Source organism: Bradyrhizobium sp. Ec3.3 (assembly GCF_000472925.1).
Lineage (GTDB): Bacteria > Pseudomonadota > Alphaproteobacteria > Rhizobiales > Xanthobacteraceae > Bradyrhizobium.
The window spans coordinates 50494-71693 of record NZ_AXAS01000017.1; the positions used below are offsets into that span (position 1 = coordinate 50494).

Genomic DNA, 21200 nt, shown 5'->3' on the forward strand with positions numbered 1-21200 from the left:
CGGCCAACCGGCCGCCGAATTCGCACGTCAGCATCGCGGAGGTTCTCAAATGTCCACCTGTCATACGCGTGCGGGCCTTCTGGGGCTCGCCCTTGCGCTCGTCCCTCATTCGGGAAGCGTTGCCCACGAGATCGTTGGCAATCGCTTCTTTCCGGCAACGCTGGGCATCGATGATCCCGGCGTCAACGATGAACTGTCGATTCCGACGGTCGACAGCTTCAAGACCGGCGATGTCCCGCCCGTTCGGCAGCACGACATCTCCGGCGAGTTCTCCAAACGCATCACCGAAGATTTCGCGATCTCGTTCGGCTCGACTTACACGTTCCTGAATCCTACCGATCCAACTATCCCCGGAGCCAATGGCTTTCAGAACCTGGAGACGACGTTCAAATATCGAGTCTTCAGAGATCCCACCCATGAGTTCGTGATGTCGGTCGGCCTCAGCGTCGAATGGGGCGGCACCGGCGCGCAAAACGTCGGCGCCGATCCGTTCCACACCTACTCGCCGATGCTGTGGTTCGGCAAAGGCTTTGGCGACCTGCCGGACACGTTCTCGTGGCTGCGCCCGGTGGCTATCACCGGCCAGTTCGGTTACGCGATTCCGGCGAGGAATTTTACGACGACGTTCGGGATCGACCCCGATACGGGCGACCTGACAGCCGATACCGAATTCCACCCCCGCGTTTTGAACTGGGGCGGAACGATCCAGTACAGCATGCCGTACCTGAAATCTTCGGTCATCGATCTCGGTCTTCCGGAATTCATCAATCATCTGATCCCGCTAGTCGAGTTCAACCTGCAAACGCCGGTGGCGAACACGCTCACCTCGGGTACGATGACGACAGGCACCATTAATCCCGGCGTGCTCTGGATCGGCAACAAGTATCAGGTGGGTATTGAGGCGCTTATTCCGATCAATCGGCAAAGTGGGACGCATGTCGGCGTGATCGGACAGTTGCACTTCTATCTCGACGACATTGATCCTCGCGGCATCGGCAAGCCGCTTTTCGGTGGCCCGGTCCAATCTGCCAACCCCTTCGCAAGGAATTGACCGATGCGACGCTCATCTTTCAGTTCAATGATAGTGTTCATGGTCCTCCTGCTGACGCCTGGCCAAGCAAGCGCCCATGCCGAACTCGACCACGCCGAGCCGCGCGTCGGCAACAAGGTGGCAAGTCCCCCGAGAGAGGTCACGCTCTGGTTCACGCAGAAGCTGGAGGCCGCGTTCAGCTCGATAAGCGTCACGGGTCCCTCCGGTCAACGCGTCGAAGCCGGCAAGGCGCGCGTCAGCGGTAACCAGATGTCGATCCCGCTGAAGTCTGGAGGGGCAGGCACGTACCACGTGAACTGGCGCGTGCTGTCCGTGGACGCCCACACGACGGACGGCAGCTTCACCTTCCAGGTCGGTCCATGAAGGCCTGACCGCCGATGGACTGGTCAGCAGCGGAAGCACCGTTGGTCGCGACGCGCGCCGTGCACTTCGCGGCAACCGCGATCACGGTTGGAGACGTCATGTTTCGGACCGTCATCGTTGCGCCCGTCGCCCGCTCGGAGCGGGCCGCGGCCGTGTCGTTCGAGGCTCCCACCTTGTGGGTTTCGTGGCTCGGTCTTGGCTTCGCGGTGATCTCCGGCGCGATCTGGCTATTGCTTCAGGCTGCCTCGATGAGCGGGATGCCGCTCGATGAAGCAATGTCGGCGGATGTGTTGTCGACGGTGATCAACGAAACGCAATTTGGCCTGGTGACGACGCTTCGAGCAGGTCTTGCGATCTGTCTGGCGGCTTGCCTGACCTATGATCGCATGGCGATCGCGCGGTGGGGTGGATTTGCCGCTGCGCTCGCATTTGCCGCAAGCCTCGCCTGGAGCGGCCATGCCGGCTCGACCACCGGCGAGGCAGGGTACCTGCATCTTGCCGCGGATGCGCTGCATTTGGCGGCCAGCGCGGCCTGGATCGGTGGCTTGGCGCCATTCATCCTGTTCCTGGCTGCGGCCTGCCGAAAGAAGGCGATTGCGCTCGCCCGCGACGTCGTGAGCCGATTTTCGATCATGGGCATGGTCAGCGTGGCAACGCTGCTGCTCACGGGATTCATCAATGCTGCCATCCTGGTGGGCTCGGTGCACGCACTGGTCGTCACCGAGTATGGACGGCTGCTGCTGCTCAAGCTTGTCCTGTTCGCGATTATGCTGGTGCTTGCTTTGGTCAACCGGCTTGTGCTGACGCCGCGGCTTGTCCAGGACGGGCACGCGTTGCGCTGGCTTACGGGCAGTAGCACGATCGAGCTTGCTCTCGGCCTTGCCATCCTCACCATTGTTGGGATGCTTGGCACGATGCATCCCGCGATACACCTGGTGAACTGATGGTTGTTCTGCGTCAATCTGGTGAAAGAGCGATCTCGACTCCACGGCGGATCGTGTCTAGGTAGTAAGCGAACGAATGGTTCGGCGGATGCGGGCGCGGCTTCAAAAATACTTACCTATCGTCCTGATCGCCTTGGCGATGCAGGTGCTGGCGCCGATCGCCGCCTGCTGGGCAGCCGGTATTGCGGTCGCCGATCCCCTTCAGAACGCCGTCATCTGCCACGCTAGTGGCGATTCAGGCGCGGGCATTGACCACCGGACCAGTGTGCCCGGCTCACATGCTGGCGCTTGCTCGCTCTGCTGCCTGCAGGCGAGCGCGTCTCTCGATGCGCCGCAGACCGTCTTCGCACCACCTGTCCGACCTGCCGAATGCGTGGCGTGGCACGACGTGGCAGATCGTGTCGCCTTGCCCCACGCCGGCTCCAACGCGCAGGCGCGCGCACCCCCTCAATTTTCCTGAAGACCCCTCGTGACCGCCGCGGCTCGTCCGCCGGCGATTGATGCCGCCGAAGGGCCGGAGAGAAAGCCGGCGTCAGGAAATTCCCATGTTACCTCGTCATGCCCGCTGTGGTGTGAGTGTCGTTGCCGTTCAGGTCGCGCTGCTCGCGTCGACGGGTGGAGCCTCCGCCCAGAGCAGCGAAAGGGCCCTGCCGCCGGTGACGGTCGATGCGCCAATTGTGGCACCACATAAGCCGCGCAAGCCGGCCGTCCAATCCGCGGCAGCGCGAAACCGGAGCGCGAAACCTGCAAGCTCCGCGGGAGCGCCTCCTGCGGCCGTCGCCACCAGCGGGCAGGCCGCCGGCACCGCGCGTGCCTCGCTGGAGATCCCGCCGGCAGTGGTGCGTTATCAACTGCCTCAGCGTTCGTTCAGCATCACCGCCAAGGAGATCGACGAGACGATCAACCTCAGGGATCCCGAGGATGCCGTCAAATACATGCCGAGCCTGTTCGTGCGGAAACGGCACGACGGCGATAACCAGGCGGTGCTGGCGACTCGAAGCTGGGGGCTGAATTCCAGCGCGCGCACGCTCGTCTACTACGACGAGCTCCTGATCTCGGCGCTGATCGGCAACAACAACTCGGGCGCCTCGCCGAAGTGGAATCTGATCGTGCCGGAGGCGATCGGCCGGGTCGATTACTTCAACGGTCCGTTCGCCGCGGCCTATCCGGGCAATTCGATCGGCGGCGTGCTGCTGATGACCTCGAAGATGCCGGACAAGTCGTTTGCGACAGCCAAGGAAACGGTCTCGGTGATGCCTTGGAGTCAGTACGGCACCAAGAGCACCTACGTCACCAGCCAGACCAGTGCGGCCGCAGGCAACCGCGATGGTGCGCTCTCGTGGCTCATCAGCGCCAACTATCGCGACGGCTATCAGCAGCCGCTGAGCTACGTGACGAATGGTTCGGTCCCGGCCAAGACGACAGGCACCTTCATCGCACCGAGTCGGACCGGCGGGGTGGCTGACGTCGTCGGCGCCGGCGCGGTGGCACACTCGCAGCAGACGTCAGCGAATATCAGGCTGGCTTACGACCTGACCCCGCTGGTGCAGGCGACCTATTCGTTCGCGGTCTGGAATAATCACCAGACCTCGGAGCCGCAGACCTATCTGCGATCGACCGTGACGGGCCAGCCGACATTTGCAGGTCTCTCGGGATTTGCTCCCAACAAATTCACCTGGGATGAGCTTCATGTGAGTAACGCGTTCTCACTCCGGAGCGATACCAAGGGCGACTTTGATTTTGATCTTTCGGCATCGAGCTACAATTACCTCCAGGATATTCTTCTCAATCCGTACACCGTCGTGGCGTCGCCCGGGCTCGGCTACTCGCTGAACGGCAAGGTCACGCGGATGGACGGTACCAACTGGCAGAACGCCGATGCCAAGGGCGTCTGGCGTCCCGACGGGATTGACGGTTCACATGAGGTCAGCTTCGGCGTTCACGGCGACCGCTACAGGCTCGAGAACCCCGTCTACGCCTCCACAGTTTGGTATACGGCTCCTTCGACGGGGAACGGGCTGCTCTACTCAACGGGCGTCGGCGAGACGCGGACCGAGGCACTCTGGGTTCAGGACGCCTGGAAGATCACGCCGAACGTCAAGCTGACCCTCGGTGGACGATTGGAGACCTGGCAGGCGCTCGACGGCCTCAACGTCAACACGACGGCGACGGGCGCCGGCGCCATCACCTCGGTGACGACGAGGCATCAGCCCTCGCTCTCGTCGACCAATTTCTCGCCGAAGGCTTCGCTGTCGTATGATCCCAACAAGGACTGGAACATCACCGCGAATTTCGGCGAGGCATATCGCTACCCGACGGTGACGGAGCTTTATCAGAACATCTCCGTCAGCAACGTTACTTACCTTGCCAACCCGCGGCTTGCGCCCGAGCAGGATTTCACCGGCGAGCTCAATCTTGAACGACATTGGCAGGACGGCCGGATCAGGTTCACGGTCTTCCGCGAACGCACGAACGACGCGCTGATCTCGCAGACGACCACCGTGACTGATGTGGCCGGAAACCAGTCGTTCCAGACGGCGGTCAGCAACGTCGCCGCCATTCGCATGCGAGGGGTCGAATTGTCGGCCGACAAGGACAATGTCCTGATCAGCGGGCTGCAGCTCTTTGGCAGCGTCACTTACGTCGATTCCAGGATCATCTCGGATCCGAGCTGGACGGGAACGACCACCGTCGTCGGCAAGCGCGTGCCGTATGTTCCGGACTGGCGCGCGAAAGTCGGCGTCAGCTATCGTCCGAACGAGGGCTGGGTCTACACCGTTGCCGCGCGCTACACCGGCAAGCAGTATGCGACCCTCGACAATACCGACGTCGTTCCCCACGTGTACCAGGCGTTCGATCCGTTCTTCGTCGTCGACATGAAAATCCACTACAATGCTACGAAGAATTTCTCGCTCGATTTCGGCATCGATAATCTCTTCAACTACCAGTACTTCCTGTTCCATCCGTTCCCGGGACGTACCTTCGTTCTTGCCGGCAAGTACACGTTCTGACGGGTGGGATGGACGCAACGATGAAAAGAAAGGCTAGCCACATGAACAAGCTCTCACGCATCCTTGCGCTAGCAGCGCTCTCGGCACTGGCTTTCGTCGCACTCGGCCGCGCCGACGACGTCAAGGCCGGCGATCTCGTCATCACGCAGGCATGGAGCCGTGCCACGCCCGGCGGCGCAAAGGTCGCCGGCGGCTATCTGACGATCGAGAACAAGGGGAGTGCGCCGGATAAATTGGTCGGCGTCTCGGCCGAGATCGCCGGCAAGATCGAGGTCCACGAGATGGCGATGGACAACGGCGTGATGAAGATGCGGCCGCTCGATAAGGGCCTCGCGATCGAACCGGGCAAGACCGTCAAGCTCGCACCGGGCGGCTATCATCTGATGATGCAGGAGCTGAAGGGACCGCTCAAGCAGGGCGACAGGGTCCCGGTCACGCTTCAGTTTGAGAAGGCCGGCAAGGTGACCATTACGCTCGACGTCCAGGCCGTCGGCGCGCAGGCACCGGGTGGCGGCGAGCATGGCGGACACATGGATATGAAAAAAATGCCGGATCATTCGGGAATGAAGATGTGATGAGCTTGATCTGCTCTTTCGGGAGACCGAACATGAACATGTCAATGCGATCCTGCCTGATCCTGATTGCCGCGCTGGCCGTATCGCCGGCGGCAGCGCATGTCTCGCTGGAGACCAAGCAGGCAACAGTCGGCGCCTCCTACAAAGCCGTGTTCACCGTGCCGCATGGCTGCGCCGGCTCACCGACAGTGAAGATTCGCGTGCAGATCCCCGAAGGCGTCATCGCCGTGAAGCCGATGCCGAAGTCCGGCTGGAGCGTCGACGTCGTCGAGGGCAAATACACTGGCGAATACGATTACCATGGCAACAAGGTCTCGTCCGGGCCGAAGGAAGTGGTGTGGTCGGGCGGCAAGCTGCCGGATCACAACTATGATGAGTTCGTGATCAGCACGTTTCTCACCGACAGCCTGAAGCCGAACACCACGCTGTATTTCCCGGTCGTGCAGGAATGCGAGAAGGGCGTCAGCCGCTGGATCGAGATCCCTGAGGGGGCGGCCCCTTCGCATGAGGGCAAATCGCCCGCGCCCGGCGTGAAGCTGCTGCCAAAGTCCTGATGCGTGTCCTCGCCGCGCTTGCGACGCTGCTGCTCTGCATCGGCTTTGCGACCGGTGCGTGGGCGCATGCGGCGCTGGTCTCGGTCGAGCCGGCCAACGGCAGCATAGTTGCGAGCGCGCCGAAGCGTGTCGAGCTGCGCTTCAATGAGGCGGTGACGCCCGGCGCAATCCGGCTGATCGACGGGACCGGAAAGGTGCGCGAGGAGGCGCGTGTCAGCCCATCCGGCGAGACCATTTCGATCGGAATGCCACAGGACCTGCCGCAGGGCACGGTAGTCGTCAGCTATCGCGTGATCTCGCAGGATGGCCATCCCGTGGCGGGATCGGTCATCTTCTCGATCGGCGCGCCGTCCGCGACGCAAGTTCCCGCGGGTGTGGATAGCGGTGTGAACGCGCTGATCTGGCTGACCCGGATAGGGCTCTATCTCGGGCTCTTCGCGGGCGTCGGCGGCGTGTTCTTTGCGATCTGGATCGCGCGATCGACGAATGGAATGGTTTTGCCGCGCACGGCGCTTGTCGTGGGCATGCTGAGTGCGATTGCCTCGCTTCCCCTGTTGGGGCTCGATCTCCTCGGTCTGTCGCTTACCGCACTTCTGACATCAGCGCCCTGGACGATTGCATTCACGACGAGTGCCGGTCTTGCGCTTCTGGTCGCGATCGCCGCCATGCTGGTCGCCGGCATCGCGCTGCGCGGAGGGCAGGGCGCGCGCATTCTCTCGGCCATCGCACTCGCCGGCGTCGGCCTGTCGCTCGCCGGTACCGGCCACGCCGCGACTGCGCCGCCGGAGGCGCTGACGCGGCCGGCGGTCTTCCTCCACGGCCTCGGCATCGCATTCTGGACCGGCGCGCTGGCGCCGCTGGCCGTTTTGGTGTCGAGGCCTACCTCCGCCACACTGCCGATCCTGAACCGGTTCTCCCGCATTGCGCTGCCGGTCGTCGCCATCCTGGCGCTGACGGGACTGACACTGGCGATCATTCAGCTCGAGAGCTTTGCTGCGCTGGTCGAGACCGGATACGGCATCATCCTATCGATCAAGCTCGCGCTCGTCGCCGCGTTGCTGGCGCTCGCCGCACTGAACCGCTTTCGCCTCACGCCGGCGCTTGCCAAGAACCTCAAGGCAGCCTCCGCTCTCAGGCGCTCGATCCTTGCTGAATGCGTGCTTGCGCTTGCCGTCTTCGCCGTCGTCGCCGGTTGGCGCTTCACGCCGCCGCCGCGCACCATCGTCCCGGAGACGCCGCTTGCGGTCCATATCCACGGTGAGAAGGCGATGTTCCAGGTCCTGGTGTCGCCCGGCAAGGCCGGCACCGACGACTTCGTCCTCCAGCTCATGACAGGCGAGGCGGCGCCGCTTTCCGCCAAGGAGGCGACGCTGACCCTGAGCCTGCCTGAGCGCGGCATCGAGCCGATCGAATATGACGCCGAGATCGGCACTGACGGCTACTGGCACGTGCGCAACGTCGAGCTGCCGTACCCCGGCCGCTGGCATCTGCGTATCGACGCGCTGGTGACCGATTTCGAGAAGGTCACACTCGAGGACGACCTCGACGTCGCGCCGCGCTGAAGACCTCGCCTCCGGGTTCCGAAAGCGGCCCCCTGCGTGTTCAAGCGGCACTTCAAGAAAACAGAAAAATGACAGGAATTTCGCCGCGTTAGCGGGTTTTCTTCGAACCCGGTCTTGTGTTTTCGCTCCCAATCCGGTTTCACTGCAACCCCTCACTGATTCTTCGAGTGTATCCATGCGGTTGTCCCGGTTCTTTCTGCCCATCCTGAAAGAAAATCCGAAAGAGGCGGAGATCGTCTCGCATCGCCTGATGCTGCGCGCAGGCATGATCCGGCAGGAGGCTGCCGGCATCTATGCCTGGCTGCCGCTCGGCTTCCGTGTGCTGAAGAAGATCGAGCAGATCGTGCGCGAGGAGCAGGATCGCTCCGGAGCGATCGAGGTGCTGATGCCGACCTTGCAGCTCGCCGATCTCTGGCGCGAGAGCGGCCGCTACGATGCCTATGGTCCGGAGATGCTGCGCATCGCCGACCGCCACAAGCGCGAGCTCCTGTACGGGCCGACCAACGAGGAAATGATCACCGAGATCTTCCGCGCCTACGTCAAGTCCTACAAGAACTTGCCGCTCAATCTCTATCATATTCAATGGAAATTCCGCGACGAGCAGCGTCCGCGCTTCGGCGTGATGCGCGGCCGTGAATTCCTGATGAAGGATGCCTACTCCTTCGACCTCAACGAGGCGGCCGCGCGCGTCGCCTACAACAAGATGTTCGTCGCCTATTTGCGCACCTTCGCGCGGATGGGGCTGAAGGCGATCCCGATGCGTGCCGAGACCGGCCCGATCGGCGGCGATCTCAGCCACGAGTTCATCGTGCTCGCCGAGACCGGCGAGTCCGGCGTCTTCATCAATCGCGACGTGCTCGATCTGCCAGTGCCGGGCGAGGACGTCGACTACGAGAGTGATCTCACGTCGATCATCAAGCAGTGGACCTCGGTCTATGCCGCGACCGAAGACGTGCACGACGCCGCGCGCTTCGAGCAGGAGGTGCCCGAAGCCAAGCGGCTCAACACCCGCGGCATCGAGGTCGGCCAGATCTTCTATTTCGGCACCAAATATTCCGAGCCGATGAAGGCGACGGTGGCGGGTCCCGATGGCGTCGACGTGCCGATCCACGGCGGCTCCTACGGCGTCGGCGTCTCGCGCCTCGTCGGCGCCATCATCGAGGCCTGCCATGACGAGGCCGGCATCAAATGGCCCGAGGCGGTGGCGCCGTTCCGCGCCGTCGTGCTCAATCTCAAGCAGGGCGATGCCGCCGTCGATGCGGCCTGCGAAAAGCTCTATGCCGAGCTCCAGGCCAAGGGCGTCGACGTGCTCTATGACGACACCGACCAGCGCGCCGGCGCCAAATTCGCTGCCGCCGACCTGATCGGCATCCCCTGGCAGATCATGATCGGGCCCAAGGGCCTCGCCGACGGCAAGGTCGAGATCAAGCGGCGCGCCGACGGCTCGCGCGAGACCATGTCGCCGGCCGACGCGGTCGCACGCCTGACCGGCTGAATATTATCCACCGCGCCATTTGCGGGGCAGGCAATCCGGCCACAATTGACCCCGAATCATGGGATTATCGAGCGATGGATGAGACCATGACCGAGCCTGTGCAAACCGCGCCCTTCGCGCCGTTCGAATGGATGTTGTCGGCGCGCTACCTGCGGGCGCGCCGCAAGGAAGGATTCATCTCGGTCATCGCCGGATTCTCCTTCCTCGGCATCATGCTCGGCGTGGCTACGCTGATCATCGTCATGGCCGTCATGAACGGCTTCCGCAAGGAACTGCTCGACAAGATCCTCGGCCTCAACGGCCACATCCTGGTGCAGCCGCTGGAATCGCCGCTGACCGACTGGAAGGACGTCGCCGAGCGCATCAGCCAGGTCGACGGCGTGCGGCTTGCGGCACCCGTGGTCGACGGCCAGGCGCTGGCCTCATCGCCGTTCAATGCCTCCGGCGTGCTGGTGCGCGGCATCCGTGCCGATGACCTGAACAACCTCACCTCGATCGCCAAGAACATCAAGCAGGGCTCGATCGAGAATTTCGACGAAGGGCAGGGTGTGGCGATCGGCCGTCGGCTCGCCGACCAGTTGTCGCTGCATGCCGGGGACAGCGTCACGCTGGTCGCGCCGAAAGGCGCAGTCACGCCGATGGGCACGACACCGCGGATCAAGCCGTACAAGATCGTGGCGGTGTTCGAGATCGGCATGTCCGAATATGACGCCGGCTTCGTCTTCATGCCGCTGCCCGAGGCGCAGGCCTATTTCAACCGCAACAACGACGTCACCGCGATCGAGGTGTTCACCACCAATCCCGATCGCATCGACGCATTTCGCAAGTCGGTGACTGAAGCTGCCGGCCGTCCGGTGTTCCTGGTCGACTGGCGGCAGCGCAACTCGACCTTCTTCAACGCGCTTCAGGTCGAGCGCAACGTGATGTTCCTGATCCTCACCATGATCGTGCTGGTGGCCGCGCTCAACATCGTGTCCGGCCTGATCATGCTGGTGAAGGACAAGGGCAGCGACATCGCGATCCTGCGCACCATGGGCGCCTCGCAAGGCTCGATCATGCGGATCTTCCTGATCACGGGCGCCTCGATCGGCGTGGTCGGCACGCTCGTCGGCTTCTTCGTCGGGCTCGTCATCTGCCTCAATATCGAATCGATCCGGCAGTTCCTGTCCTGGCTCACCAGCACGGAACTGTTCTCGCCGGAGCTCTATTTCCTGTCCCGCCTGCCTGCCGAGATCGATGTCGGCGAGACCACGGCGGTGGTCATCATGGCGCTGACGCTGTCGTTCCTTGCGACGCTCTACCCGTCCTGGCGCGCCGCGCGTCTCGATCCCGTCGAAGCGCTCCGGTACGAGTGAGGGGCTGATGGAGCAGGGGGCGGAAGATGTACCGGTCATTTATCTCCACGAGATAAAGCGGCAGTACGTGCAGGGCGAGAACGTGCTGACCATCCTGGACGGCGCCAAGCTCGCGCTGTGGGCCGGACAGTCGGTGGCGCTGGTGGCGCCATCAGGTTCGGGCAAGTCGACGCTGCTGCATATCGCTGGCCTCCTCGAGGCGCCCGATTCCGGCGAGGTCTATGTCGGGGGCTCCCCGACCTCGCAACTGCCCGACATCGAGCGCACGCAGCTCCGCCGCACCGAGATCGGCTTCGTCTACCAGTCGCACCGGCTGCTGCCGGAGTTCTCGGCACTGGAGAACGTCATGCTGCCGCAGATGATCCGCGGCCTGAAGCGGTCCGAGAGCGTGAAGCGCGCCAAGGAGATTCTGGGCTATCTCGGCCTCGGCGACCGCATCACCCATCGCCCGGCCGAGCTGTCGGGCGGCGAGCAGCAGCGCGTCGCGATCGCCCGTGCGGTCGCCAACGCGCCGCGTGTTCTGTTTGCGGACGAGCCGACCGGCAACCTCGATCCCGGCACCGCCGAGCACGTGTTCCAGGCCCTGATGCAGCTCGTCAAGGCGACCCATGTCTCGATGTTGATCGCGACCCACAACATGGAGCTCGCCGGCCGCATGGACCGGCGGGTGTCGCTTTCCAACGGCCAGGTGGTCGAGCTCGACTAAAAACCTCGAAAACAACCCCATGCAAAGTAGCCGGTGACCGCCGGCGCCTTGCTGATTTTGCGAAATCGGTTGACGCGTCGGGCAATCAGCGCGATAAATCCATCATCGCGGTCGCTGTTCAACGCCGATCACATTGATAAGGGCGAGCGCCTGATGGCTCATCGGCGCACGGGCGGCGGGACCGGCACAACGGCGGCCTGTGCTACTGCTTGTTTCGATTCTTGCTGGCGCCTCTGAGCGGCGGTGCGGGTGACAACGCACTTGCCGAGTCCGTCATCTGAATGCAAGTGAGCAGATCGACATAGCTTTGCATTCCACCCGAACTGGCCTCGCCCTCGCAAGCATCGCGGACAGTGGCTCTCGTCGTCGACCATACTGTGCCGAGCTGCTGCTGCGCTGCGGTTTCGTCGCGCATGCAGTCGGCAACACTCTGCGCCAGCGCCAACCCCATGGCCTTGTCCGTTTCGGACGTCGCCTTGCAGAGCGCCTCGACCTTCAATTCGGGAACACGATCGGAGATTGGTATGGGCGCGGTGCTCGCGAGCAGCGCAAGCGACAACAGGGCGGTCTTCATCTGAAGCTCCTTATTATCTCACCGGTCACATCGACGGAGTGCGCCTGTACTTCCTGCAATTGGGCAGGCTGCGCGGGTGCACTATGCCAACGCTTGCTCCCCGAAGTTATGGTCAGGCAGCGTGTGAGGAAGGATTGCGCCGGGCTCTTCGCTTTCGCCACCTTTTGCTCGAAAGTCGCGCACAGGCAGGATTGCGAAGTATTGTCTCAATAGCCGGTCGAAAGCAGATTGGGATTCAAGACCAGGTGTCTCGCAGAGATCCTGAACAATCTCACATCGTTGCGTCATGGCCCGCCTCCTCTGAAGCAGCGCATACGAATGCGTTCCTGTCTCTTTAAAGAGGGGGCGGCCGTGCTTGCTTGATCTATCGCAAATGATTCGGACGTTTTGGACGAACAGCGAAACGGCCGCCCGCTCTCTTCGGGCCGGTTTTCGGCAGCGAATTCCGGTGCTCGGCTGCGGACTCACCCTGCGTGCTGCGCAATCCGATAGCGCGGCGTGTCGATCTCGTCGAACCTATCAGCATTCCGGAGTAACTCCGTTGGAATGGTTGATCTGTGTCAACGCGTGCGGCACGAAAGGGCTCTTCAGACTGTGTGCGTCCGTGTATCACGGAGGATTTTGCAATGAATATTCGCAAGACCTTTGCCGCGCTGATCCTGACATCAGCCTTGTGTACGCCGGCAATCGCACAGCAAGCACAACCACAACAAGGTGCGCCACCGCCCGGATCTCCCGCGGCGACGATCACCATCCCCGGCGATCAACTTCCGCCGCCACCGCAGAAGTTCGGTGGCAAGATCGAGCGCGATGCCAGAGATTCAAAGCCGTACTGGCCAGCACGCGTGGTGCCCCCCAAGGGCGCACCGAATGTGCTGCTGATCATCACCGACGATGCCGGCTATGGCGTTGCCAGTACATTCGGAGGTGTCATCCCGACGCCCGCGCTTGATCGCATCGCACAAAACGGCTTGCGTTATACCAACTTCCACTCGACCGCATTGTGCTCCCCGACGCGCGCAGCTTTGATCACCGGGCGCAATCATCATTCCGCCGGCTATGGCGTCGTCGCCGAACAGGCGACCGGCTATCCCGGTTACGACAGCGTCATCACCAAGGACAAGGCAACGATCGGCCGCATCCTGACCGACAACGGCTATCACACCGCCTGGTTCGGCAAGAACCACAACACGCCGGAATACCAGGCGAGCCAGGCCGGTCCGTTCGATCAATGGCCGACCGGCATGGGTTTCGAATATTTCTACGGCTTCATGGGTGGCGACACCAACCAATGGGAGCCCGGCAATCTCGTCCGTAACACCACACCGATCTATCCCTTCCAGGGAAAGCCCGGCTGGAATCTGGTGACCGCGATGGCGGACGAGGCGATCGATTATGTGAATCGCATGAACGCGCTATCGCCGGACACACCGTTCTTCGTGAAATTCGCCCCCGGCGCAACCCACGCGCCGCACCACCCGACGCCGGAGTGGGTCAAGAAGATCAGCGACATGCATTTGTTCGACCAGGGCTGGAACAAGCTCCGCGATACGATCTTCGAGAACCAGAAGCGGCTCGGCGTCATTCCCCAGAACGCGAAGCTGACGCCGTGGCCGAAGGATCTGATCAAGGAGTGGGATCAACTCTCAGCCGACGAGAAGAAGCTGTTCATCCGTCAGGCCGAAGTCTTTGCCGCTTTTGCGGCCTACGCCGACGATGAAATCGGCCGTGTGATCCAGTCCATTCAGGACATAGGCAAGCTCGACAATACGCTGATCATCTATATCGAGGGCGACAACGGGACGAGCGCGGAAGGCCAGCCGAACGGCACACCGAACGAAGTGGCCATGTTCAACCAGATCAACCCGTCGGTCGAGGAGCAGCTCAAATATTTCTATGATGTGTGGGGCACCGATCGCACCTACAACCACATGTCGATCGGCTGGGCCTGGGCGTTCGACACACCGTTCTCCTGGACCAAGCAGATCGCCTCCCATTTCGGCGGCACGCGCCAGGGCATGGCGATCTCCTGGCCGGCGGCGATCAAGGACAAGGGCGGCATCCGGACCCAGTTCCATCATGTCATCGACGTCGTTCCGACCATTCTCGAGGCAGCTCAAATCAAGCAGCCGGAATTCGTCGACGGCATCAAGCAAAGCCCGATCGAGGGCGTCAGCATGACGTATACGTTCGATGCCAAGAACGCGAACGCGCCCTCCACTCACACGACGCAATATTTTGAGATGTTTGCGGATCGCGCCATCTACAACGACGGCTGGATTGCGAGCACAAAAGTTCAGCGGCCGCCGTGGGTGACGATTGCGAAGACACCGGCCCCGCAGGATTACCCCTGGGAACTCTATGATCTCCGCAACGACTGGACGCAGGCCGAGGACGTTGCCGCCAAGTATCCGGACAAGCTGAAGGAATTGCAGGCGCAGTTCTGGAAGGAAGCGGAAAAATATCAGGTGCTGCCGCTCGACTCGTCGGTGGCGACCCGGATCATCACGCCGCGTCCGAGTCTCAGCGCGGGACGCACGAACTTCGCGTGGACCCAGCCGATAACCGGCACGCCAAATGGCGATGCGCCCAGCCTGCTCAACTCGTCCTACAACTTCAAGGCCGACGTGGACATCCCGCAGGGCGGCGCCGAAGGCATTCTGGTGACCCAGGGCGGCCGATTCGCCGGGTATGGCCTCTATCTCCTGAAGAACAAGCCCGTGTTTACGTGGAATCTCGTCGATCTCAAGCGCGTGCGCTGGGAAGGGCCTGAGCTGACGCCCGGCAAGCACGTGATCGAGTTCGACTTCAAATATGACGGCCTCGGCGCTGCCACCATGGTGTTCGGAAACTATAGCGGCATCGGACAGGGCGGCACCGGAACGCTGAAGGTCGATGGCAACGTGGTGGCCACGGAGAAGATGGAGCACTCGCTTCCCTTCATCCTGCAGTGGGACGAGGCGTTCGACATTGGTTCCGACACCGGCACGCCGGTCGATGACAACGACTATCAGACGCCATTCGCCTTCACCGGCAAGATCAACAGGATCACGCTGGACATCGATCGGCCAAAGCTGAGCCCGGACGACATCAAGCGGCTGCAGGAAGCCGCGCGTGCGGCCGGCGATGGCCCGTCGACCGACGATGGAAAGACGGCTTCGGCCGAACCGCAGGTGGGCACGGTCGGTGTGAGCCTGGTCGAGAAGATCCAGTTGCGGATCGACAAGCGCGAAGGCTGCCGCAAGCAGGCCGAGGCGCAGGGGCTCGGCATGGTGGACCGCATCAAGTTCGTCCAGCAATGCGTCGGGCAGTGACGCCGGTGCGCGACAATGCGCATCCAATCAACGAGGGCTGGCGTTGCCTCCCCTCGTCTCGACGAGAGCTGCGTCGTTGAACGGCCGCGGCCGGCTGGTTTCATGCCGCGCAGAGCTGTGTCGGCTACGGCCGGATCACCGTCATCTTGAACGGAGCCGCATGGGCCGCGGCGTGCGCGACGGCCTCGTTGGCATGGTCGAGATCGAATTCTGTCGTCTCGTAATGGTCGAGCCGCAGCAGCCCGGCGCGCACGAGCGCGACCAGGCGGACCGCCGCATCGGGCGGATACATCCAGACGCCGTGGATGGTGACGCAATTGCGCATGATCCAGGGGTAGGGGAGCTCAAGCCCCACGCCGCCGGCCATGCCGACGCCGCCCATCAGTACGACACGGCCGTGGGCGCGCACCGTCATGATCGCAGCGCGCACCACCGTGGGACTGACCGAGGGCGGCATGATGTCGAACACGCAATCGATCGGGCCGGGTGCGGCGCACTTCATCTGCTCGCGGTCGTCGCTCTCGTTGCCGGAGAGCTTCACGGGCCTCACGCGCGCGCCGAAACGCCGCACGAGATCGGCGAGGATCTTCTCGTTGCGCCCTGGCGCCACGACGCAGGCCGCGCCCATGGCGAGCGCCACCGCCACGGCAGCGCTGCCGAAATTGCCGGTGGCGCCGCTGACCAGCACGGTCTCGCCGGGCTTGAGGTCGGCCGCGAGGAAGCCGCCATAGGGCACGAGCATGGTACCGAGTGCGCACCACCGCGAAGCCTCGGCCGGTGTGATCTCGCCGAGCCGCTTCACATTCTCCGTCGGCACCCTCATCCGCTCGGCGAACGAGCCGTGACGAAAATGCTTTTGCAGCTTCATGCCGCCTTCGTCGCGTGCACTCAGGGCTTGTAGCGTGATGTCGGGCGAGATCGCGTCGTCGCGTGAACGCACGGTCGGATCGCAAAACACCCAATCGCCGACGGCGAGCCTGGTCGCATCCGGCCCGATGGCGCTGATACGGCCGATGCCGCCGGGACCGGGGATCACGGGCAGATCGAGCGCGTAGTTGCGTGCGCCACTGAAGACCTCGTTCAGATAAGGCAGCACGCGGGTGGCGACGACGTCGACGATGACCTCGCCGGTGCCGAGCGTGGGGGCGGGGACATCCTCGATGACGAGCGGTGTTCCCAGGGATTTGAGGATAGCGGCTTTCATGATGTTCACCTCATATTCGAGCCGAACGGAATATGCGCCTGCCTTGAAGGTGCATAAAGGCCTGGTATTATCCTAGTATTATGAAGGCCCTGCATAACAGGCGGAGAGAGAGATCATGGCCGATCCCCGACGTGTCGAATTCGGCGATTTCCTGCGTTCGCGCCGCGAAAAGCTGACGCCGAAATCCGTCGGCCTCCCGGTAGGCCAAAGGCGGCGCACCGCGGGGCTGCGGCGCGAGGAGGTGGCACAGCTCGCCGGCATCGGCGTCGACTGGTACATCCGCCTCGAGCAGGGGCGCACCGTCAGCCCGTCGGTCACCACGATCGATGCGCTGGCCCGTGCGCTGCGCCTTTCCAGGACCGAGCACGCGCATCTGAAGGCGTTGGCGCGCGACGGCGCGAGGGGCGCGTTCACGCGCGAGATCGTGCCGCCGCCGATCCAGCGCCTGATCGAGAGCCTGAACCAACCGGCCTACATCACCGGGCGGCGCTGGGACGTGCTGGCCTGGAACGACGCCGCCGAGGAAGTCTTCGCGTTCGGTCGGTTACCCGAAGAAGATCGCAACACGATGCTTCTCATGATGACCAACAAGCAGACGCGAAAGGCTTACGGTGCGGGCTGGGCGGACGTGGCCAAGCGCATGGTCGCGATGTTTCGCGCGACCCACGACGTCTGGGCGGGCGATCCGGCGTTTGCGGAATTGCTGACGCGGCTGCGGCAGGGCAGTCCGGAATTCGTCAAATGGTGGGAAGCGCACGAGATCCGCAGCACCGCCTCGGGCCTCAAGACCATGTCTCATCCGACGCTCGGCGTGCTGCATTTCGAGCACACGAGCTTTCAGGCCAATGACGATCCCGCGTTGAAACTTGTCATCTACACGCCGGTCTAGGGCGTAAGGGCAAGCGCTAAGCGTGAAGGCCGAGCGGAATGTTGCGATCAGTCGGAGCGACCCTACGCCGTTGATTTAGATCAAACGAGGCCGATGCGTTGCAGCGATACTTACCGACGAGCGCCGGACAAAGCAGCGGGTTTTCAGGATGTGGGAACAAATTCGCGCCGTCTGGCGGGCATCGTCCGTTTTCATTGTCGGGCTGGCCGTGATTTTCGGCGGGATCTATCTGGTCGGACGCCTGTCTTCATCGACGAACCCGCCGCCTGCCGCAGCCCCAACCTCGGATCAAGCCGCCTCATCGGATCAAGGTCGCAATCGGGGCCAGCCGGCCGTCGCCTCGACCGAGACGCCGTCGCCACAAGGCGGCAGCGCGAAGCAACCTGCTCAGCAGCTCGCTCAATCAGGCAAGGCGCCTGCTCAGTCGCCGGCCGATCAGAACAATCCCGCGCCGACCGCAAAGCCAACCGCGAACGCAGCCGCGTCATCTCCGGCCGTTGCTGCCTCGCCGTCCGCTCATGACCACATGGCGGCGGACACCCTGTCCCCAGGCGCAGCGCCACCACTGCCCGCCAGCCCGTCACCACCCGCTCCTGACCATATGGCACAGGGCAACAGGCCGCAGGCGAGCGCAACGACCGGACAGTCACCTGCGGCGCCCGCGTCCAATGCTGCAACGGCCGCCTCGAACGCCGTGCGGGGAATCGGCGATGCCACGGCAGGTCGTCTGGTCTTCAGGAAGTGCCAGGCCTGCCATTCTACCGAGCCCGGCAAGAACATGCTCGGCCCGTCGCTCGCCGGCGCCATCGGCCGCAAGGCCGGCTCGGAGGCTGGTTACAACTATTCGCCCGCTATGAAATCGGCTGACATCGTGTGGAGTGCGCAGACGCTCGACCAATACCTGACCGACCCGGCGAAGGTCGTGCCGGGCAACAAGATGCCCTTTCCCGGCCTCAAGACCGATCATGACCGCGCCGACGTGATCGCGTATCTCGCAGGTGGCACGCAGCCCGCGGCCACCGCCGCGCAGCAGCCTTCGCAGGCTGCGGCGTCGCCGACGCCACAGCCGGCCCAGACACAGGTGGCGCAAGCCGCACCCGGTCCCTCCGTCACCTACATTCCCGACGCGCGATACACCTTGCGTTCGGGGATCGCGGAAGGGCGGATGGTCTATATCGGCGAGGGCGGCGAGATCGACGGCAAGGTCAATCCGGTCCTGACCGCCGTTGAGGGACAGGTGGTTCAACTCACCCTGATCAATGGCGAAGGGGCACAGCACGATATCGCCTTTCCCGACCAGAACACCACCTCGCCACGCGTTACCGGAAAGGGCGCGAGCACGACGATCGCATTCCGCGCCGATAAGTCCGGAGACTTCGTTTATTTCTGCAGCGTGCCCGGCCATCGGCAAGCCGGGATGGAAGGTCAATTCCTGGTTACCCCGCGCCCGCCGCCTCAGGCGGTGGTGGAAGCCGATATTTCGCGTGAGCCCACTGACGTGCCGCCGCCGATCGGCAAACGCGATCCGCAAACCGTGCGTGTCGACCTCTTGAGCGTCGAGCTTGAAGGCAGGCTCGCGGAAGGAACGACGTTCGGCTACTGGACCTTCAACGGCAAGGTGCCGGGCCCGATGATCCGGGTGCGTGTCGGCGACACCATCGATATTCATCTGAAGAATTCCGCCGACAGCTCGATGATCCACTCGGTCGACTTCCATGCCGCAACCGGCCCGGGTGGCGGCGCGGCCGCTCTTCAGGTCGATCCCGGCCAGGAGAAATCAATGACGTGGAAGGCGCTGGTGCCGGGACTCTATGTCTATCACTGCGCCACCCCAATGGTCGCCGAGCACATTGCAAACGGCATGTACGGCATGATCCTCGTGGAGCCTGAAGGAGGCCTGCCGCCGGTGGATCACGAGTTCTATGTCATGCAGGGCGAAATCTATTCCGACATGCCCTTCGGCCAGCGTGGAAGCGCGGAGTTTAGCGTGGAGAAGCTTCTGAACGAACGCCCGGAATACTTCGTCTTCAACGGCTCCGTCGGAGCGCTGTCCAAGCTCCACCCGCTGCACGCCAAGGTCGGCGAAACCGTGCGCATTTTCTTCGGCGTCGGCGGGCCGAACTACACATCCTCGTTCCACGTCATCGGGGAGATACTCGACAAGGTCTACACGTTCGGCGGACTTCAAAGCCCGCCGCATGAGGGAATCCAGACCATCACCGTGGCGCCGGGCGGCGCGGCTATCGTTGACTTCAAGCTGGAGGTCCCGGGCAACTACACGCTGGTCGATCATGCGCTTTCGCGATTGGAGCGTGGGCTGTCGGGCATCCTGAGCGTCGAGGGTCCCCCGAACCCCGAAATCTTCAACGGTCAGGTGATGCCGGGCATGGGGCACTGACCACGCCTCTAGTGACGCTTCCACTTAGAAACTTGTGATCCACACGCCGTTGTGAACGGGCTGCATTGTGGAACCGCGCTGGCGCGATTGTGGCGGCAATGCGGAGACAAAAAGTTTGCGCGCCACACTCGCGTTCACACCAAGATGTGAACGCGTTTTCTGTGAACAGAGGATCATGCGATGAACGCTGGAACCACTGCAAAAACAGGTATCAAACGAGCTCCGGTTGCGCGCGAGAAACATCCATTAACGTACCAGGTCCTTTCGATAGGACTGTTGCGTCATGGCTACAGCAATTCCGTCGATCGCTGTTAAGAGGTGCCCACGGCCCGGGGGCCTTTACGAAGAAACTGGAACGGGAATCAAATGAAGAAGAGTTTGTTGCTTGTCACTGCTAGCCTTGTTGCGCTCAGCGCGGCTGCGCCGGCGGTGGCTGCTGACCTCGCAGCACGGCCTTACACGAAGGCTCCGCCCGCGATGGTCGCCGCGATCTACGACTGGAGCGGCTTCTACATCGGTATCAACGGCGGTGGCGGTTCGGCTCACACGACCTGGGACTTCGTCGGTACGGGCACTGAAGGTTCGCACAACGCGACCGGCGGCACCGTCGGTGGTCAGATCGGCTATCGCTGGCAGACCGGCCAGTGGGTGTTCGGCGTCGAAGGCCAGGGCAACTGGGCCGACTTCTCCGGCGACAACATCAGCGCACTGTTCGCGGATCGCAACCGCACCCGCATCAACTCGTTCGGTTTGATCACCGGCCAGGTCGGCTACGCCTGGAACAACGTGCTCGCCTATGTGAAGGGCGGCGCGGCCGTGGTCGGCGACAAGTTCGATGTGTACAGCACCGCCACCGGCGCGCTGCTCGCCTCGACCAGCCAGACCCGTTGGGGTGGCACGATCGGTGCCGGCCTCGAAGTCGGCTTCGCGCCGAACTGGTCGGTTGGCGTCGAGTACAACCACATCTTCCTGCAGGACAAGGACGTCACCTTCGTTGGTCTCGTGGGTACCGACCGCATCCGTCAGGACGTCGACATGGGTCTCGTCCGCCTGAACTACAAGTTCGGCGGCCCGATCATCGCCAAGTACTGAGCCAAGTACTGATATCGATCGCTCCCTCGGAGCGGTTGCGAAAGCCCCGGCCTCGTGCCGGGGCTTTTTTCTTTCTGAATTCATTGAGTTAACCATTGGGTGCGAAGCCGCGC

17 protein-coding genes are annotated in these 21200 nt (G+C 62.9%); 15 read left to right on the top strand and 2 right to left on the bottom strand.

The genetic code is table 11. From position 1 onward, the window contains the following. Window positions 1–49 precede the first annotated feature (49 nt). From YUU_RS0119010 to YUU_RS0119060, 11 genes are all read left to right on the top strand, one after another. A complete protein-coding gene (locus tag YUU_RS0119010; RefSeq protein ID WP_027523831.1) occupies window positions 50–1051 on the top strand; it encodes a hypothetical protein in 1002 nt (333 codons plus the stop codon). A 39-nt stretch (window positions 1052–1090) separates the two neighbouring features. After that, on the top strand, window positions 1091–1414 hold the full coding sequence (locus YUU_RS0119015) for a copper resistance CopC family protein (protein ID WP_245288039.1): 324 nt from the start codon (window positions 1091–1093) through the stop codon (window positions 1412–1414). Between the two features lie 14 nt (window positions 1415–1428). Next, the gene (copD, locus tag YUU_RS51125; RefSeq protein ID WP_051389789.1) at window positions 1429–2358 is read left to right on the top strand and encodes a copper homeostasis membrane protein CopD; all 930 of its coding nucleotides are present in this window, start codon (window positions 1429–1431) and stop codon (window positions 2356–2358) included. 88 nt (window positions 2359–2446) lie between these two features. Continuing rightward, window positions 2447–2818, top strand: coding sequence for a DUF2946 family protein (locus tag YUU_RS0119025; RefSeq protein ID WP_027523833.1), 372 nt, complete (start codon window positions 2447–2449; stop codon window positions 2816–2818). Window positions 2819–2903: 85 nt separating this feature from the next. Then, window positions 2904–5369, top strand: a complete 2466-nt coding sequence (locus tag YUU_RS0119030) for a TonB-dependent receptor (RefSeq protein WP_035662742.1) — start codon at window positions 2904–2906, stop codon at window positions 5367–5369. A 41-nt stretch (window positions 5370–5410) separates the two neighbouring features. Next, window positions 5411–5944 (top strand): copper chaperone PCu(A)C, encoded by a 534-nt coding sequence (locus tag YUU_RS0119035; RefSeq protein WP_027523835.1) that lies wholly within the window; start codon window positions 5411–5413, stop codon window positions 5942–5944. A 38-nt stretch (window positions 5945–5982) separates the two neighbouring features. Continuing rightward, window positions 5983–6498: a YcnI family protein gene (locus YUU_RS0119040; RefSeq protein WP_027523836.1), complete on the top strand. Its 516-nt coding sequence runs from the start codon at window positions 5983–5985 to the stop codon at window positions 6496–6498. Beyond that, window positions 6498–8060 (top strand): CopD family protein, encoded by a 1563-nt coding sequence (locus YUU_RS0119045; RefSeq protein WP_027523837.1) that lies wholly within the window; start codon window positions 6498–6500, stop codon window positions 8058–8060. Before YUU_RS0119040 ends, YUU_RS0119045 begins: the two co-directional genes overlap by 1 nt. A 175-nt stretch (window positions 8061–8235) precedes the next feature. Further along, window positions 8236–9555: a proline--tRNA ligase gene (proS, locus tag YUU_RS0119050; RefSeq protein WP_027523838.1), complete on the top strand. Its 1320-nt coding sequence runs from the start codon at window positions 8236–8238 to the stop codon at window positions 9553–9555. 74 nt (window positions 9556–9629) lie between these two features. Beyond that, window positions 9630–10910 (top strand): lipoprotein-releasing ABC transporter permease subunit, encoded by a 1281-nt coding sequence (locus YUU_RS0119055; protein WP_027523839.1) that lies wholly within the window; start codon window positions 9630–9632, stop codon window positions 10908–10910. A gap of 4 nt (window positions 10911–10914) precedes the next feature. Further along, entirely contained in the window at window positions 10915–11616 is a 702-nt protein-coding gene (locus YUU_RS0119060) for an ABC transporter ATP-binding protein (RefSeq protein WP_027523840.1), read from the top strand. Window positions 11617–11818: 202 nt separating this feature from the next. Here YUU_RS0119060 and YUU_RS0119065 read toward each other — a convergent pair whose 3' ends face one another. Next, complete coding sequence (locus tag YUU_RS0119065; protein WP_027523841.1) at window positions 11819–12190, bottom strand: hypothetical protein; 372 nt, start codon at window positions 12188–12190, stop codon at window positions 11819–11821. A gap of 626 nt (window positions 12191–12816) precedes the next feature. Here YUU_RS0119065 and YUU_RS0119070 point away from each other — a divergent pair. Beyond that, on the top strand, window positions 12817–15504 hold the full coding sequence (locus YUU_RS0119070; protein ID WP_035662745.1) for an arylsulfatase: 2688 nt from the start codon (window positions 12817–12819) through the stop codon (window positions 15502–15504). Window positions 15505–15628: 124 nt separating this feature from the next. On the opposite strand, the gene YUU_RS0119075 is transcribed toward YUU_RS0119070, so the two are convergent. Beyond that, window positions 15629–16708: a zinc-binding alcohol dehydrogenase family protein gene (locus YUU_RS0119075; RefSeq protein WP_027523843.1), complete on the bottom strand. Its 1080-nt coding sequence runs from the start codon at window positions 16706–16708 to the stop codon at window positions 15629–15631. A gap of 115 nt (window positions 16709–16823) precedes the next feature. Here YUU_RS0119075 and YUU_RS0119080 point away from each other — a divergent pair, with 115 nt between their 5' ends. The 3 genes from YUU_RS0119080 to YUU_RS0119090 all read left to right on the top strand — a co-directional run bounded on the left by YUU_RS0119080 (window position 16824) and on the right by YUU_RS0119090 (window position 21087). Next, window positions 16824–17597, top strand: coding sequence for a helix-turn-helix transcriptional regulator (locus tag YUU_RS0119080; protein ID WP_027523844.1), 774 nt, complete (start codon window positions 16824–16826; stop codon window positions 17595–17597). Between the two features lie 526 nt (window positions 17598–18123). Continuing rightward, window positions 18124–19995 (top strand): copper-containing nitrite reductase, encoded by a 1872-nt coding sequence (gene nirK, locus YUU_RS51130; RefSeq protein WP_245288040.1) that lies wholly within the window; start codon window positions 18124–18126, stop codon window positions 19993–19995. Between the two features lie 366 nt (window positions 19996–20361). Beyond that, window positions 20362–21087 carry an outer membrane protein gene (locus YUU_RS0119090; protein WP_027523845.1) on the top strand — a complete coding sequence of 242 codons (726 nt, stop codon included), beginning with the start codon at window positions 20362–20364 and terminating at the stop codon, window positions 21085–21087. The last annotated feature ends 113 nt before the right edge of the window (window positions 21088–21200 follow it).

Coding starts and splice junctions, on each gene's coding strand:
- YUU_RS0119055 (WP_027523839.1), top strand. CDS start 9,630: ATGGATGAGACCATGACCGAGCCTGTGCAAACCGCGCCCTTCGCGCCG.
- proS (WP_027523838.1), top strand. CDS start 8,236: ATGCGGTTGTCCCGGTTCTTTCTGCCCATCCTGAAAGAAAATCCGAAA.
- YUU_RS0119065 (WP_027523841.1), bottom strand. CDS start 12,190: ATGAAGACCGCCCTGTTGTCGCTTGCGCTGCTCGCGAGCACCGCGCCC.
- copD (WP_051389789.1), top strand. CDS start 1,429: ATGGACTGGTCAGCAGCGGAAGCACCGTTGGTCGCGACGCGCGCCGTG.
- YUU_RS0119070 (WP_035662745.1), top strand. CDS start 12,817: ATGAATATTCGCAAGACCTTTGCCGCGCTGATCCTGACATCAGCCTTG.
- YUU_RS0119010 (WP_027523831.1), top strand. CDS start 50: ATGTCCACCTGTCATACGCGTGCGGGCCTTCTGGGGCTCGCCCTTGCG.
- YUU_RS0119090 (WP_027523845.1), top strand. CDS start 20,362: ATGAAGAAGAGTTTGTTGCTTGTCACTGCTAGCCTTGTTGCGCTCAGC.
- YUU_RS0119025 (WP_027523833.1), top strand. CDS start 2,447: ATGCGGGCGCGGCTTCAAAAATACTTACCTATCGTCCTGATCGCCTTG.
- YUU_RS0119015 (WP_245288039.1), top strand. CDS start 1,091: ATGGTCCTCCTGCTGACGCCTGGCCAAGCAAGCGCCCATGCCGAACTC.
- YUU_RS0119080 (WP_027523844.1), top strand. CDS start 16,824: ATGGCCGATCCCCGACGTGTCGAATTCGGCGATTTCCTGCGTTCGCGC.
- YUU_RS0119075 (WP_027523843.1), bottom strand. CDS start 16,708: ATGAAAGCCGCTATCCTCAAATCCCTGGGAACACCGCTCGTCATCGAG.
- YUU_RS0119035 (WP_027523835.1), top strand. CDS start 5,411: ATGAACAAGCTCTCACGCATCCTTGCGCTAGCAGCGCTCTCGGCACTG.
- nirK (WP_245288040.1), top strand. CDS start 18,124: ATGGCGGCGGACACCCTGTCCCCAGGCGCAGCGCCACCACTGCCCGCC.
- YUU_RS0119040 (WP_027523836.1), top strand. CDS start 5,983: ATGTCAATGCGATCCTGCCTGATCCTGATTGCCGCGCTGGCCGTATCG.
- YUU_RS0119045 (WP_027523837.1), top strand. CDS start 6,498: ATGCGTGTCCTCGCCGCGCTTGCGACGCTGCTGCTCTGCATCGGCTTT.
- YUU_RS0119030 (WP_035662742.1), top strand. CDS start 2,904: ATGTTACCTCGTCATGCCCGCTGTGGTGTGAGTGTCGTTGCCGTTCAG.